The sequence below is a fragment of the Sinorhizobium sp. 8-89 genome, from assembly GCF_030124325.1.
Classification (GTDB): Bacteria; Pseudomonadota; Alphaproteobacteria; order Rhizobiales; family Rhizobiaceae; genus Sinorhizobium.
Genome location: NZ_JASKLR010000013.1, coordinates 1 through 14,059, shown reverse-complemented (window position 1 = coordinate 14,059; position 14,059 = coordinate 1). Strand labels below are relative to the sequence as shown.

The following is a 14,059-nucleotide window of genomic DNA, read 5'->3' as shown; positions in this document are numbered from 1 at the left end:
CTCAGCCAGCCGTCCTTGGGAGGAGGTGGAGGTCCACGAACTGCACGCCGCGCTCGGCGGCCCGTGCCCACTCGGAATCCTTGTCGAGTTCGAGATAGCGCCTCCACCAGCGTCGCGCTTCGCCGAGATTATCGGCGTCGAATTCCAGTTTCGCCAGGTTGAAGATGGCGTCCGCATAGTCGCCGTCGAATTCGATGGCTTTCTGCAGATGCCGGCGAGCGGTATCGACCCGGCCGCGTTCGCTCATCAGCCCTGCAAGGTTGAACCACGCCTCGACGAAACTCGGGTCGAGCTTGAGAGCGCGGATGTAGTCATGCGCGGCTTCCACCTGCCGGCCCGCTGCTTTCAGGCAGTTCGCACGGTTGAAGGCGGCGACGGAGTCCGTGGGATCGATGGCGAGGCAGCGCTGATAGAGTGCGGCTGCTTCGTCACAGAGCCCTTCCTCCTCGGCGGCTTCCGCCCGGGCGAAGAGATCCTCGAGCTCCGCGTCGTCGGGCGCTCCAAGATCGAACAGCAATTGCCCGTCGAGTTCGCTGAGGCCCTCGGCGCGGCGGACATAGATCGTGTCGGACCTTTCGTGATGAAGAGAGAGCGCGGTGAGTGCCGCCACGGATCCGGACCGATGGACAGATCGCGCAATCGCGCTCCACGTGGCGCCGCTGTCGATCAGGCCGGCATATTTCCGGGCGAGGATCAGGTCGCGGAAGGAATAGGGCTCGCTGTCATGCTCGAAAGCGTCGAACAGCGAAAGCAGATCGAATGTGCGTGCGGCAAGCCGCGATTGATCGAGCAGCGACTGTCGCGACAGGGCGGAAGCCTCCGGCGCTGTCATCAATCCCAGCAGCCGAAGGAAGCCGTTCTCGCTGAGAGGGCGTCTGTTCTGGCCGATCTCGGCGTCGAATCTGGCCTCGATTTCCGCTTCGCTTGCCTTCGAAAGCAGGCTACGGCCGAAGACAAGGTGCGACGTCTGGCGCGTGATGCCGCGCCTCAGATGGCCGAGCTGCCGCTCGACTTCGCGCGCCGCCAGTCGGCGGGGAAACGCCGCAAGCGCCCCGACGATGCCGAATGTCTGGCCTGCAACTGCCATCAGACTTTCTTCTTGGCCGCCGGCTTGTCGCTGGTCGTTGCCGCCTTCGCGGTCCGCTTGGCCGCCGGCTCCGCCTTGGTCTTGCTCTTGGCGGGCGGTTTCGACTGCGAGAGGCTCGCCTTCAGAGCGTCCATGAGGTTGATGACGTTGCCGCGCTCGGGTGCCGCCGCGATGATCGGCTTGTGGCCCTTGAGCTTCTCGCGGATCATCTGCATTAGCGCGATCTCGTAGCGATCCTCGTAATTCCTGGGATCGAAGGTCGTCAGCTTCTGTTCGATGAGCGCTTCGGCGAGCTGCAGCATTTCGGGATCAGGGTTTCCGACCGGAATATTGCCGAAATACTCGGCGGTGCCGCGCACCTCGTTCGGGTTTCTGAGCGTGCAGACGAACATGCCGGTCTCGCGCGGACCGATGGTAATCACCCGTTCGCGGCTGGAGAGCACCAGGCGCGCGATCGCCAGCTTGCCGGACTTTCGCAACGCTTCGCGCAGCACGATGAAGGTTTCCTCCGCCATCGCCCCGTCCGGCGCCAGATAATAGGGCGCATCCTGGTAGATGACGTCGACCGAGCCTTCGTCGACGAAGGCTTCGATGTTCATCGTGTGGTTGGATTCGATCTTGACGCTTTCGAGGTCGGTGTCCTCGATGATGATGTATTTCTTGTCCTCGTACTCGTAGCCCTTCACCAGATCGGATCGTTCGACCAGCCCGAGCTCCGGGTCCACCGGCTTCATGTTGATCCGGTTGTGGGTGTCCTTGTGGAGCTGATTGAAGCTGATGCGCTCGCTCGAACTGGTGGCTGGGTAGAGCCTGACCGGACAGCTTACGAGACTGAGTCTGAGATAACCTTTCCAACTTGCCCTGGGCGCCATGATTGTCTCCTGCGCGGCAACACGAACTACTTCCCCGCCTCGGACAACACGGGCAGATCCCTGGCGAAAGCATCTATTTCCGCCCATGGATCGCCGGACGTGACCAGGAGGCCAGGCAGCGAAGAATAGTTCAAATCCTCCGGAGCGTCGATAGATTCAAGGTCGGCCCAGCTTACCGGGGTTGAAGCCGGCAGATTCGTCCTCGCGCGAAGCGAGTATGGGGCGGCCGCCGTGTGACTGCGTGCATTGCGATGGAAGTCGATGAAGATCCGCTTGATGCGCTTGTCCTTGCCCATCGTCGTCGTAAAAACCTCCGGCGCGCTCGCGGCCAGGCGGGTGGCAATCGCGCTCGTCGCTTGATGCACCTTTTTCCAGTTGTGCTTCGGCACGATCGGCACGACCACGTGCACGCCCCTGCCGCCCGATGTCTTGACGAAGGGAACGAGGTCGAGCGCCTCGAGCTCGCCGCGGACATGGACGGCGGCCTCGACCACCTCGCGCCACGTGATGCCTTCGCCAGGGTCGAGGTCGAAGACGACGCGGTCGGCCTTTTCAAGCCGCTTGCTAACGGTCCCCCAGGTGTGAAACTCGACGACGCCGAACTGCGCGAGTGCGAGATATCCCTTGGCGTCTCCCACCGAAAGGTAGGATTTCGTCTCGCCTTCCGAGTTGGTTGATTGAAAGGTTTCCACCGAGGCCGGCATGCCGGTGAAGGGATGGCGCTGGAAGAAGCAATCCTGTGCTCTCCCCGTCGGGCAGCGTACCAGCGAGACCGGGCGGCCCAGAATGTGCGGCAGCATGAAATCGCCGACGAGCGCATAGTAAACGGCGATGTCGAGCTTGGTCGGGCCGGACCTGCCGAACAGGCGGCGCGTCGGATTGGTGATCGAGATGCTTGCAAGGTCCGCGTCCGAGATGAAGCGCTTTCGCTGTGTCGGAGCTGGTGTCGAAAGCTCGACGTCGCGAAGGCCCTTGAATACGGCGTGGCGCAATGCGTTGTCGGTCGTACGGTTGGAGTAGTGAATGTGTGCCGTCAGCACGGGCCTGACCCAGATGATTTCCCTCGGGGCGCCCTCAAGTTTAGCCGCCCCGGCGCGCAACGGCTCCAACCGGGCGAGCAACTGCTTGAGCATTTCGGCATCGAAGCCCGTTCCGACCTTGCCGCGATATTGCAACTCGCCGTCAACCCACTCGCCAAGCGCAAGCGCGGCTAGCCCTTCGGCGGCCTCGGACCTGGTGTATCCCGCGATCACGAAATCGCCGGTCTGCAGCGCCTTGGTCTTGGCCCAGGTTTTCGACCGGCCGCTTTGGTAGGGGGCCGAGGCGCGCTTCGAGACGATCCCCTCGAGTCCCATTTCCGAAGCCTGGTCGTAGAGCCCACGCCCGTCGCCGACGACGTGATCGCTCAGCTGGATGGCCGAGCGCGCGGAGACCTGCCCCGTCAGCAACTCAGCGAGCAACGCCTTGCGGTTTTCGAGCGGAGCGTCCATGAGGTTCCAACCATCGAGGTGGAGGAGATCGAAGGCATAAAACACCAGCCTGTTGCCCGCGCCCTCGGAAAGCGCCTCCTGCAGCAGGGCGAACCGGCTGATTCCCCTGTCGTCGGGAACGACGATTTCACCGTCGATGACGGCATCGCGGCAGGGCAGCCGCCGAAAGGCTTCCGGCAGGTCGCCGTAGCGCTTCGTCCAGTCGAGGCCACCGCGGGTGATCAGACGCACTTGGCCGGCGGACAGGTGCGCCATCGTCCGGTAGCCGTCGAATTTGATCTCGTGCAGCCATACTTCGCGCTGACCGGCGCTCCCCGGGGGAACAGCCGTCTGCGTCGCAAGCTGCGGTTCGATGCGGGCGGGCGCAGCGCCCTTCAGGGCGCCGGGTAGTGCGCCCGGATTGAGCTTGACCGGCTTGACTGGCTTGGCCGGCGGTTTCGGCTTCTCCACCAGTTCCTCGATCCGTCGCCCGGATTTGACGCTCTCGGGGCGCGCGGAGAGGATATCGGTTGTGACGTCGGCGGCGAGGTCGCGTTCCTTGAACAGGAGCCAGTTGCGCTGGTCTTCCTCGCCGGGCTTGGGTTTCAGCCGCGCCAGCATCCAGCCGCCATTGAGTTTCTCGCCCGCAAGGCGGAACTTGAAGGCGCCCGTGCGCAAGCTCTTCTCGACATCGTCCATCGGTGCCCACACGCCCGTGTCCCAGACGATCATCGGACCGCCGCCATACTCGCCCTCGGGGATGACGCCCTCGAAGTCGATATATTCCAGCGGGTGATCCTCCGTCTCGACCGCGAGTCGCTTGTCAGCCGGATTGAGCGACGGTCCCTTCGGGACCGCCCAGCTTTTGAGTACGTCCCCCACCTGCAGCCTCAGGTCGTAGTGGTCGGCCGTCGCATGATGCTTGTGCACAACAAAGCGGTTGCCGCTCTCGCCGGCAACCCTGCCGGGCGGTTCCGACGTTTTCGAAAAGTCCCTTTTCTTGCGATAGACCTGTAGCTTCGACGTCGCCATGTCCCTAGGCTATGGCTTATGGGACGAACCCGCAATATGACGTTCACGTCGACATCGAAAGGATGCGCTGAACATCAAGGGAGGGGACGGAAGAGATGACAGAAAACCATCGCTGGTTGAACCAGCCGGCAAGCTGGCAAGGTGACGAAAAGGCACTGTCGCTCAAGACGGATGGCAATACGGACTTCTGGCGCGAGACCTTCTACGGGTTCGTTCGCGACAGCGGCCATGCCTATCTCGGATCGATCTCCGGCGATTTCACAGCATCCGCCACGATCATGGGCGCCTATGAGCAACTCTACGACCAGGCCGGGCTGATGTTGCGGCTTGACGAGGAGAACTGGATCAAGTGCGGCATCGAATATACCGACGGGCTGATGCATTTCAGTGTCGTCGTTACGCGCGGCGTCTCGGACTGGTCGGTCATCCCTCTTCAGGACGCCACGCCATCCGACGCGGTCGAGGTGCGGCTGACGCGCCATGGCGACGCGGTACGAGTGCAGTTCCGCTTAGGCGGCGCGCCCTGGCAGATGGCGCGGCTTTGCCCGTTTTCGGCGGCGGATGCGGAGATCGGTGTCATGGCCTGCTCTCCGGAACGCGCAGGCTTCGAGGCAAACTTCCGCGACTTCAGCGTCGGCCCGCCGATCGCCCGTGCGCTGCACGAGGACTGATGGCTCCACCTAAGGCATCGCGTCAATGCGAATGCACTTACGCGATCGCGCGCGGCGTCAGGCTGACTGGCCGGCAGGACTCGCGGATCATCAGGCGCCCCTGCAGCACGAGCCTGCGCGGTGCCGCCGGGCTCTTGCCTGAAAGACGGTCGAGGATGAGTTGCGCCGCCTGCTCGCCGATCGCCTGAACGGGCTGGGCGATCGTCGTCAGATGCGGCTGGAAAACGTCCGCCCAGGGGAAATCGTCGAAGCTTGCGACGGATACCTCTTCCGGGCACTTGAGACAGATATCGCGGATCGCCTTCATCACGCCGATGACCATCAAGTTGTTGGCGGAAAAGATTGCCGTCGGTCTCTCGGCGCTCGTGAGCAGTTGCATCGTCGCCTTGTAGGCATCCTTTTCGCGGAAGTTGCCGATCCGCACGAGATCGTCCTCGTAGGGTAGCTTGGCCGCTTCCAATGCGGCCTTGTAGCCGGCCAGGCGCTCGCGTCCCGTCGACGTTTCGAGCGAGCCCGAAATATAGCCGATGCGGCGATGCCCGAGACCGATCATATAGAGGGTCGCATCCTGAACCGCACGGCGGTTGTCGAGCACGACGGCATCGGTGTCGATTCCGTCCAAGAGCCTGTCGATCAGGACAGTCGGCAGATTTGCGCCGGCAATAATGCGCTTCAGCGTCTCGTCGTCTCCCGCAGGCGCGATGATCAGGCCATCCACGCTGCGATCGATCAGGAGCTCGATCTGTTCATCCTGCATCTCGACGTCCTCGTCGTTGCAGCAGAGCATCACCGCGTAGCCGGCTCGATGGAGGACGTCCTGGATCACCGCCACGACGTCGGTGAAGAAGGGGTTGGTGATGTCGGCCACCATCAGGCCGACCGTGCGCGTGGTGCCGAGCTTGAGGCTGCGGGCGATCGCGTTGCGCTTGTAGCCGATGACCTGGATCGCCTGTTCGATGCGGCTACGCAGTTCAGGGCTGACGGGAGCGGACCCGTTGATCACCGCGGAAACCGTCGCCACGGAGACGTTCGCGGCCTTCGCAACGTCGAGCATCGTGGGTGCGGTGGACTTTCGTGAATTCCGGCGACGCTGCGGCATCTTCCATCAAAACGTTTCGAAATGCAGTTGGGAGAACCTTATGTGAGCCGGGAAAACTGTGCAATAGCTGCATCATAACTGGATCGTTTAGCCGCTTGACACGTTCGAAACGTTTAGAATAGGCTGCCGGAAATAAGCGAAATAATCGTCAGATATCGGTGGTAGGGAGGCCGCCAATGTCATGCGCGATGATCTTCCGACGTTGCCGGGTTCCAACTCGCACGCAAGCGACGCGCAGCGCGTCGTCCTGACAGCCGAGGCGATTTCCAAATCCTTCGGCGGCATTGCCGCGCTCAAGGAGGTGCGGTTCGATCTGCGCGCCGGCGAGATCCACGCCCTGATGGGCGAAAACGGCGCCGGCAAGTCGACGCTGATGAAGATCCTTTCTGGTGTCTATCCCGATTATGACGGTGTCGTACGCGTTGATGGTACGCCGGTGCGCTTCTCGACAGTCAGGGACGCCGAAGCGGCCGGGATCGCCATTATCCATCAGGAGCTGAACCTTGTTCCGGAGCTCCGCGTCGCCGACAACATCTTTCTCGGTCGCGAGCGCGTGATCGCCGGCCTTTTCGTCGATCGCAAGGCAAGCCTCGATGCGTCGCGGGTGCTGCTGCGTCGTCTCGGCATCGACCTCGACCCAGAAGCCCGTGTCGGTCAACTCAGGGTCGGCGAGCAGCAGCTCGTCGAGATCGCCAAGGCGCTCTCGCTCGAGGCGCGTATTCTCATAATGGACGAACCGACCTCGGCGCTTTCGCCCGGCGAATGCCAGCGGCTCTTCAAGATCATGCGGCAGCTTGCTGCCGACGGCGTCGGTATTGTCTATATTTCCCACCGTATCGACGAGGTGATGCATTTGAGCGATCGCATCACCGTCTTTCGCGATGGCCGGCATGTCTGGACCCGGCCGAGGGCCGATCTCGATGAGGACTCGGTCATCGCCGCCATGGTCGGCCGCAGCCTGCTCGACGCACAACGTGTCGAACGGCCAACGGGCGGCGATCCCGTGTTGTCCGTGCGTGGTCTCTCGCTTTCGACGTCCAGCAGGCATGGTTGGCGCGACGTGCTGAAGGGTGTGAACTTCGACGTCAGCGGCGGCGAGATCCTCGGCATCGGGGGGCTGCTCGGTGCCGGGCGCACCGAAATCCTGGAAACGATCTTCGGTTCGAGCGAAGGCCGGCGCGGCGGCGAGATTCATCTCGATGGCACGCCGGTCGACATCCGCTCCCCGCTCGATGCGCGCCGCCTCGGCATCGCGCTGGTGACGGAGGATCGGAAAACGCAAGGGCTGCATCTCCACGATTCGATCATGGATAACGTGGCCCTGCCGTTGGTCGGCCGGTTGGCGCGTTTCGGCTTGCGGTCGTTCGATGCGGAGAATTCGCTCAGCAAGAAGGCCGTGCAGACGCTTGGCGTACGCTGCGGCAGCATCGACCAGATCGCAGGGACGCTTTCGGGCGGCAATCAGCAGAAGGTGGTGATCGGCAAATGGCTGGCCACCGGCCCGCGCGTGCTTCTCCTCGACGAGCCGACACGCGGTATCGATGTCGGCGCGAAACGGGAGATCTACGATCTCATCTTCTCGCTTGCCGGGGAGGGGCTGGCGATCGTGGTCGTGAGCTCCGAATTGCCGGAGCTCTTGCACCTTGCCGACCGTATCCTGGTGATGGCTGAGGGCCGTCAGACAGGGCTTATCTTCCGCGAAGAGGCGAGCGAAGAACGCCTCATGCAGCTCGCCGCTCCGCGAGGTGGTGTGCTTGGAAGGGCCGTTGCATGACATTTCTGAGACTTCTCTCCCAGACGAAACTCTATTGGGGTCTGATCGCCATCTTCCTGATAGGCGTTCTCTCCTCGCCGGTGACCTCGTCGGGCAGAAACATCTTTCTTTCCTCCGGCAATCTTCTCGACGTGCTGCGGCAAGTTTCGACCACCGGGCTCGTCGCCACCGGCATGACGGCCGTTATCCTCACCGGCGGGATCGATCTCTCCGTCGGTTCGATGATGGCGATCTGCAGCGTCGTTTGCGCCATGCTCTTGACGGTGCCTGGCGAAACCCCGGCGGTTTTCCTGGGAATTCCGGCTGTCGGCCTAGCCTCGCTTCTTGTCGGCGCGGTCGTCGTTCGCTTCGTTTTCCTCAACATCGAGAAAGCGCGGGGTGGGGAAGCCAATGTCAGGGACGTGCACCTCGATCGGATGCGTGGCACGCTCCTGCCCGCGGTTGGTGGCATCCTCTTGTGCGCGCTGGTGCTGAGTTTTCTGCTGCCGCAGGTGCAGACGAAATTCGGCGTGCTCGGCGTTCTCCTGGTCGCGCCTGCGGTGGGATTGCTTTTCGGCACGATCAACGGTGCCATCATCGTCGTCGGCAGGTTGCAGCCGTTCATCGTGACCCTGGCGATGATGGTGACGGCGCTTGGCATCGCCCGTCTGACAGCCGGTCAGAACAATGCGGTGCTGCCGGTTTACACCGGGACCAACGCCACTGCCGATTTCGACGTGCTTCGCCAGCTCGTCTTCGGCATTGTGCCGATGCCGGGCATCTTCTTCATTGTGGCAATCATTCTTTACAGCGTTGTTCTGCGCTTCACGCCCTTCGGTCGTTACGTTTATGCAATCGGTGGAAACGAGGAGGCGGCGCGGCTCTCCGGCATCAATGCCGGGCGGGTGAAGATAATCACCTATGCTATCTCCGGGCTGCTCGCCGGCATCGCGGCGGTACTCTATGTGGCCCAGTATCGGCAAGGCAAGCCGGACGCCGGCGCAGGACTGGAACTCGACGCAATCGCGGCCGTGGTGATCGGCGGCACGAGCCTTATGGGCGGGCGCGGCAGCCTCGCCGGGACGTTCTGCGGCGTCCTGATCTTCGGGCTGCTCTCCAATATCCTGCAGCTTCACAACATCAACTCCAATCTTCAGCTGGTGCTGAAGGGCGTGATCATCATCGGCACGGTGCTCGTTCAGGAGCGCAACGCCCACGATGTGCTTGCCCATTTGCGGCTGACGAGCCGACGCCCGGCGCAAAGCGAAACGGCCGCGGAGGAGCGGCCGTCAAGAGAGACCCTGTCTCTAACCATGGGAGGAAAAGAAGAATGAAACGTCGTGACATCATGAGACTGGCGGCCATTGCGACCGTTCTCGCGGCCTCCACCGCCCTCTTGCCGGGCAAGGATGCAGTCGCCCAGGACAAGAAGTGGCGGATCGGCTTCAGCCAGGCAACGACCATCGAGCCGTGGCGCGCGCAGTTCAACAAGGACATCATCGCAGAAGCGGCGAAGCATCCGGAAGTCGAGCTCATCATCACGGATGGCGAGGACAAGACGGAGAAACAGGTGGCCGACGTCGAGAATCTGATCCGTCAGGAAGTCGACGCGCTGCTCATCTCACCTAAGGAATCGGCCGGTCTGACGGGCGTTGTCCAGCAGGCGATCGACGCGAAGATCCCGGTTTTCGTTCTCGACCGCAACGTCGAGACCGACCAGTACACCCAATTCGTCGGCGGCGACAACAAGCTGATCGGCCGGGCGGCCGGCGAACACGCCGTCGAGCTCCTCGGCGGCAAGGGCAAGGCGCAGGGCAACATCGTAGAGATCTGGGGCGGCATGGGCACGCAGCCGGCGCACGACAGGCACGATGGCTTCCACGAATTCACCGACAAGGAGCCGGGCATCAAGCATCTGCTCGACCAACAGTCCGGCGATTGGAAGCAGGACCAGGCGTATAACATCATGGCAACCGCGCTCCGCAACAACGAGAAGATCGATCTCGTCTACGGCCATAATGATCCGATGGCCTACGGAGCCTATTTAGCGGCGAAAGACGCTGGCCGTGAGAAGGAAATCAAATTCCTCGGCATCGACGCGCTGCCTGGTGAAGGCGTGACCTGGGTCAACAACGGCGAACTCACCGCGACCTTCCTCTATGCGACGCCTGGTGCCGAGGGGCTTCGCCAGGCAATCAAGTTCCTGAACGGCGAGAAGGTCGAAAAGACCGTGACGCTCGACACGATGACCATCACCAAGGAAAACGCCGCGGAGATCATGAAGGCAAACGGCCTCTAAACGCAGCATACCGGGCGGCGTAATGCCGCCCGGTATGCTGTCGAAAACGTCGCCTACGAGTTGGCGCCTCCTCCGGGGACCAAGGCTTTGCAAGTGCATCTAGGCAAGCTGGTCGGGCAGTGGCAAAATCGCAACTAGAACATGCTAGGCGCTGCAGCGATAAGGTCGCAGAGCATGCAGCTCTTGCATTCCGTCCCGTGACACTGTTCTGTTACAAAATCGTCACAATCCGGGAGAGGGAGCATGTTCGACGGTAAGATCGAACTGTCGGATTGGTACCAATGCGGCGCGGGACATCAACGCAGCGTCTTCGCGCATCAGCTCTATCCAAATGTTTTGGTAAAGGTTCTGAAACCGGAATCGAGGGGAGAGGGCGGCACGCGCCGATCTAAGAGAAGGCTTCGGTTCCTCAACACGTTCAAGCGCTTCGGGGCATATCGGACGTTTCAGCGTGAGGTCGATGAATTCCTTGAGCAGGCGAGAAGGTTCTCTCTTGCCGATCGTGTCGAACTTCCCATCCCGAGGATATTCGGTTTCGCCAATACCGATTATGGCCTCGGTTTGATCGTGGAAAAGATAACGATGAGCAATGGGGAGCTAGCGCCCACCCTGCGTGAATTGGCGCTTTCGGGCCGGTTGACCGCAACACATCTCAAGATGATCGATGAGCTCTTCGAACGCTTTTGCCGGCTGCACATCGTCATGATGGACGTCAATCCCGGCAATTTCGTCGTTACGGATCGCCGGGGTTTCGAGGAACTCATCTGCGTCGATGGTACCGGAGAGAAGAGTCCTCTGCACATCTTCGCCTTCAGCCGCCGCATGAACGAGGCAAGGCTCCGGCGGATGCGCGCGAAGTTGCTTGCGAAGCTTGCCGGAACCCTGGCCTGCTCCGCCGCGGTGAGTGGAGATGAAAGTGTCCGCGCCGCCCTCGGACGGTACCGGCGGACAGACCAGCGAAATCGCTCGATAGGTCTTTCGCCGGATCCCGCCCTCTGACGGCGCCTTTCCAACACCGGCGCTGCACGGGGGAGGCGGCCGCCTTCATGCGAGCGGTTGAGAGCACGTTCGACGCCTTGCCATCGAGGTGCGCCTCACGCGCGGGATACTGCGCCGAAGCCAGCCAGCGAGGCGGCAGCGATTTCAGACGACAAAGATGCTTTGCCTCACCTTAGCTAAAAGCTGAACCCGCCAGGCGCGCCTTGGGCGACATTTGGAAACCACATGCCTTCGGCGCTACGCCAGCCGACAACAGGAATATCGCATTTGCGATCGAACTTGCCGATAGGCGCCTGGCGTATACAATTCTCTTCGGTCCGGAATTTGTGGCCGGGAATCTGGATCGTACTGTCTTGCGCATAGGAGATAGCGCATGATGACAGGGCCAGCGCCGTCAAGGCGGACAGGGTGCTCTTCGGCATAGTAAGTTCTCCCCCATTTCAGCAAATGCTGATTTTACATCAGACGGGGAAGGTTGGCCTTTAGCCTTTCCGAACTAGCTCGGACGGAGCACCTCTCCGCTCTTGGCCGCAGACGGAGTCCAATTGCTCTTGATATCGTTTGCGCTGCTATTATCATGGCCGTATGCGACGTTCGAAGCGGTTCCCTTGGATGGAACGGGCGAGAGCCCAGGCAGGATGACGAGTACGTCGCGATCGGAGCTGCAGCGGACCCGGCCAATCCATCTGCAGCTCTGTTTATTTTTGAGGGTCTGCATGGTTCCTTAAGCTTTGGGCCCGTCTATTTCATCCCTTAGCGCATCATCGAGAGCGCGGCGGCGAAGAAATCCTCGCCACCGAAATTACCCGACTTCAGGGCCAGAAGCATGTCGCCCTGAGGGTTGCCGATCGTCCGGAGCACCGGCACGCCGGGCGCGATTTCCGGGCCGATCAGGAAGGCCGGGATGGCAAGCTGATCCACTGCCGCACCGGAGGTTTCTCCGCCGGCGACGACGAGACGCCGCACACCTCTTGCCACCAGTTCGGCAGCGATTGCCGACGTGGCGGCCTCGATCGCGCGCCCCGATATCTCACGCCCATAGCGCGATTGCAGCCGGGAAACGGCCTCCGGCGTTGCGCTTGCGGCAATGATGACGGGGCCCGCGTCCCTTCGTTCTCCCGCCCAGGCGAGCGCGGCGGAGATCTCGTCCGAAGCTGCGGTGAGCAGTTTTTCGGGGTCGAGCCTCAAGACAGGCATTGACTGCTCGGCAACGGCAAGCTGGCGAAGGGTCGCCTTGGAGCAACTGCCGGCGATGATGGCGGCATGCCCCCCGACGGGGCGGATGGCATCAGCCGCGGCGGTGGCCTTCGGCGGCACGCGACCGGAACGCACCACTGCGCGCGCGAGCCCGAGGCCGAGACCGGATGCGCCGGTCGAGACCGGTGTCTTGAGTGCCGCTTCGCCGAGGATTTCGAGGTCACGCTCGAAGATCGCGTCCGCGATTGCCGCAGTGACGCCTTCTGCCCTGAGCGTATCGAGCCTCGCTCGCACGGCTGGCGCCCCGGTCGATACCGTCGCCAGGTCGACAAGCCCGATACGGCCGCGTGATTGCCGAGCCATGACGCGAACCAGATTGGCGTCGTGCATGGGATTGAGCGGATGGTCTTTCAGCGGGCTCTCGTTCAGCGGCTCCGTACCGACGAAAAGGTGCCCGAGATAGACGGTGCGTCCCGTCTCCGGGAAGGCAGGCGTGACCAGCACGACGCCGCCGCCTGCCGCAGTGCTGAGGGCCTCCGTGACCGGGCCGATATTGCCGGCGTCGGTGGAATCGAAGGTCGAGCAGATCTTGTAAAGCACATGGCCAGCGCCGTGGTCGCGCAACCACTGCTCGGCTTGGCCCGCAGCCACGACGGCTTCATCGGCCGGGACCGAGCGGATCTTCAGCGACACGACGACGGCGTCCACGTCGGGCAATGCCAGCGACGGATCGGGAATGCCGACCGTCTGCACGGTGGTCAACCCATTCTTCGTCAGCGTGTTTGCGAGGTCCGAGGCGCCGGTGTAATCGTCAGCGATCGTTCCGAGCAGGATGGTCATCAGCTAGCTCCGGGAAAACGGCTTGAACCAGTCAAGGCCATCAAGTGTCCGGCCGCGCGGGACATATTCGCAGCCGACGAAACCATCATATCCGAGCCTGTCGATTTCCTCGAACAGATAGGCACAGTTCAGCTCTTCGCCGTCGGGTTCATGGCGGGAGGGGATGCTCGCGACCTGAATGTGGCCGGTCATCGGCAACAGGCGACGCAGCGCCATTGTGACGTCGCCGTGCAGGACCTGGCGGTGATAGATGTCGAACTGGAGCTTGAGGTTCGGCAGGTCGAGTTCTGCGATAAGCCGCTCGGCGGTGCCAAAGTCGTTCAGGAAATAGCCCGGCATGTTTCGTCCGTTGATCGGTTCGATGAGCAGATCGATGCCGTTCCCCGCCAGCCGTTCGGCTGTGTAGACAACGGAGCGCCGGTAGCAGGACGCGGCTTCTTCGTCCTCACTGCCGGCGAGGCCCGCCATCAGGTGCAGCCGTTTGACGCCCGTCGCAGCGGCATAGTCGAGCGCCCGTTCCACGCCGGACGTCAGTTCATCGAAGCGGCCGGGCAGCGCTGCGATGCCGCGCTCGCCGGCCGCCCAATTGCCGGGAGGCAGGTTGAAAAGCGCCTGTTGCAGGCCGTTGCGGGCTAGCCGCCCGGCGATGGCGTCCGGCGCAGCCTCGTAGGGAAACAGATATTCGACGGCGGTAAATCCTGCGTCCGCTGCCGCGTCGAAGCGATCGAGGAACGACCACTC

At 62.3% G+C, this 14,059-nt stretch carries 12 protein-coding genes; 5 read left to right on the top strand and 7 right to left on the bottom strand.

Annotation, left to right across the window (positions count from 1 at the left end; translation table 11 throughout):
• Position 1: 1 nt before the first annotated feature.
• The 3 genes from QN219_RS21880 to ligD are packed head-to-tail and all read right to left on the bottom strand — an operon-like array spanning position 2 to position 4,460.
• Positions 2 to 1,087, bottom strand: a complete 1,086-nt coding sequence (locus QN219_RS21880) for a tetratricopeptide repeat protein (protein ID WP_284002087.1) — start codon at positions 1,085 to 1,087, stop codon at positions 2 to 4.
• Positions 1,087 to 1,959, bottom strand: a complete 873-nt coding sequence (locus QN219_RS21875) for a Ku protein (protein WP_284002085.1) — start codon at positions 1,957 to 1,959, stop codon at positions 1,087 to 1,089. Before QN219_RS21875 ends, QN219_RS21880 begins: the two co-directional genes overlap by 1 nt.
• Before the next feature lie 26 nt (positions 1,960 to 1,985).
• Positions 1,986 to 4,460 carry a DNA ligase D gene (gene ligD, locus QN219_RS21870; RefSeq protein ID WP_284002084.1) on the bottom strand — a complete coding sequence of 825 codons (2,475 nt, stop codon included), beginning with the start codon at positions 4,458 to 4,460 and terminating at the stop codon, positions 1,986 to 1,988.
• Positions 4,461 to 4,555: 95 nt separating this feature from the next.
• Between ligD and QN219_RS21865 the strand changes: the two genes are divergently transcribed.
• A complete protein-coding gene (locus tag QN219_RS21865; RefSeq protein ID WP_284002083.1) occupies positions 4,556 to 5,131 on the top strand; it encodes a DUF1349 domain-containing protein in 576 nt (191 codons plus the stop codon).
• 37 nt (positions 5,132 to 5,168) lie between these two features.
• Here the strand turns inward: QN219_RS21865 and QN219_RS21860 are convergent, their stop codons facing one another.
• Complete coding sequence (locus tag QN219_RS21860; RefSeq protein WP_284002082.1) at positions 5,169 to 6,185, bottom strand: LacI family DNA-binding transcriptional regulator; 1,017 nt, start codon at positions 6,183 to 6,185, stop codon at positions 5,169 to 5,171.
• A gap of 226 nt (positions 6,186 to 6,411) precedes the next feature.
• Between QN219_RS21860 and QN219_RS21855 the strand changes: the two genes are divergently transcribed.
• From QN219_RS21855 to QN219_RS21840, 4 genes are all read left to right on the top strand, one after another.
• The gene (locus tag QN219_RS21855; RefSeq protein ID WP_284002081.1) at positions 6,412 to 8,004 is read left to right on the top strand and encodes a sugar ABC transporter ATP-binding protein; all 1,593 of its coding nucleotides are present in this window, start codon (positions 6,412 to 6,414) and stop codon (positions 8,002 to 8,004) included.
• On the top strand, positions 8,001 to 9,317 hold the full coding sequence (locus QN219_RS21850) for an ABC transporter permease (RefSeq protein WP_284002080.1): 1,317 nt from the start codon (positions 8,001 to 8,003) through the stop codon (positions 9,315 to 9,317). The genes QN219_RS21855 and QN219_RS21850 overlap by 4 nt, the downstream gene beginning before the upstream one ends.
• Positions 9,314 to 10,282 (top strand): substrate-binding domain-containing protein, encoded by a 969-nt coding sequence (locus tag QN219_RS21845; protein ID WP_284002079.1) that lies wholly within the window; start codon positions 9,314 to 9,316, stop codon positions 10,280 to 10,282. The genes QN219_RS21850 and QN219_RS21845 overlap by 4 nt, the downstream gene beginning before the upstream one ends.
• Before the next feature lie 243 nt (positions 10,283 to 10,525).
• Positions 10,526 to 11,281, top strand: coding sequence for a YrbL family protein (locus QN219_RS21840; RefSeq protein WP_284002078.1), 756 nt, complete (start codon positions 10,526 to 10,528; stop codon positions 11,279 to 11,281).
• A gap of 176 nt (positions 11,282 to 11,457) precedes the next feature.
• On the opposite strand, the gene QN219_RS21835 is transcribed toward QN219_RS21840, so the two are convergent.
• The 3 genes from QN219_RS21835 to otnI all read right to left on the bottom strand — a co-directional run.
• Positions 11,458 to 11,703, bottom strand: coding sequence for a hypothetical protein (locus QN219_RS21835; protein ID WP_284002077.1), 246 nt, complete (start codon positions 11,701 to 11,703; stop codon positions 11,458 to 11,460).
• 331 nt (positions 11,704 to 12,034) lie between these two features.
• A complete protein-coding gene (otnK, locus tag QN219_RS21830) occupies positions 12,035 to 13,318 on the bottom strand; it encodes a 3-oxo-tetronate kinase (protein ID WP_284002076.1) in 1,284 nt (427 codons plus the stop codon).
• Between the two features lie 3 nt (positions 13,319 to 13,321).
• Positions 13,322 to 14,059 (bottom strand): 2-oxo-tetronate isomerase (gene otnI, locus QN219_RS21825; protein WP_284002075.1); only part of this gene is annotated, 738 nt, incomplete at its 5' end.

What these genes read in the sequence shown, in the direction of transcription:
- QN219_RS21880 (WP_284002087.1), bottom strand. Translation starts at nt 1,087, where the DNA reads ATGGCAGTTGCAGGCCAGACATTCGGCATCGTCGGGGCGCTTGCGGCG.
- QN219_RS21875 (WP_284002085.1), bottom strand. Translation starts at nt 1,959, where the DNA reads ATGGCGCCCAGGGCAAGTTGGAAAGGTTATCTCAGACTCAGTCTCGTA.
- ligD (WP_284002084.1), bottom strand. Translation starts at nt 4,460, where the DNA reads ATGGCGACGTCGAAGCTACAGGTCTATCGCAAGAAAAGGGACTTTTCG.
- QN219_RS21865 (WP_284002083.1), top strand. Translation starts at nt 4,556, where the DNA reads ATGACAGAAAACCATCGCTGGTTGAACCAGCCGGCAAGCTGGCAAGGT.
- QN219_RS21860 (WP_284002082.1), bottom strand. Translation starts at nt 6,185, where the DNA reads ATGCTCGACGTTGCGAAGGCCGCGAACGTCTCCGTGGCGACGGTTTCC.
- QN219_RS21855 (WP_284002081.1), top strand. Translation starts at nt 6,412, where the DNA reads ATGCGCGATGATCTTCCGACGTTGCCGGGTTCCAACTCGCACGCAAGC.
- QN219_RS21850 (WP_284002080.1), top strand. Translation starts at nt 8,001, where the DNA reads ATGACATTTCTGAGACTTCTCTCCCAGACGAAACTCTATTGGGGTCTG.
- QN219_RS21845 (WP_284002079.1), top strand. Translation starts at nt 9,314, where the DNA reads ATGAAACGTCGTGACATCATGAGACTGGCGGCCATTGCGACCGTTCTC.
- QN219_RS21840 (WP_284002078.1), top strand. Translation starts at nt 10,526, where the DNA reads ATGTTCGACGGTAAGATCGAACTGTCGGATTGGTACCAATGCGGCGCG.
- QN219_RS21835 (WP_284002077.1), bottom strand. Translation starts at nt 11,703, where the DNA reads ATGCCGAAGAGCACCCTGTCCGCCTTGACGGCGCTGGCCCTGTCATCA.
- otnK (WP_284002076.1), bottom strand. Translation starts at nt 13,318, where the DNA reads ATGACCATCCTGCTCGGAACGATCGCTGACGATTACACCGGCGCCTCG.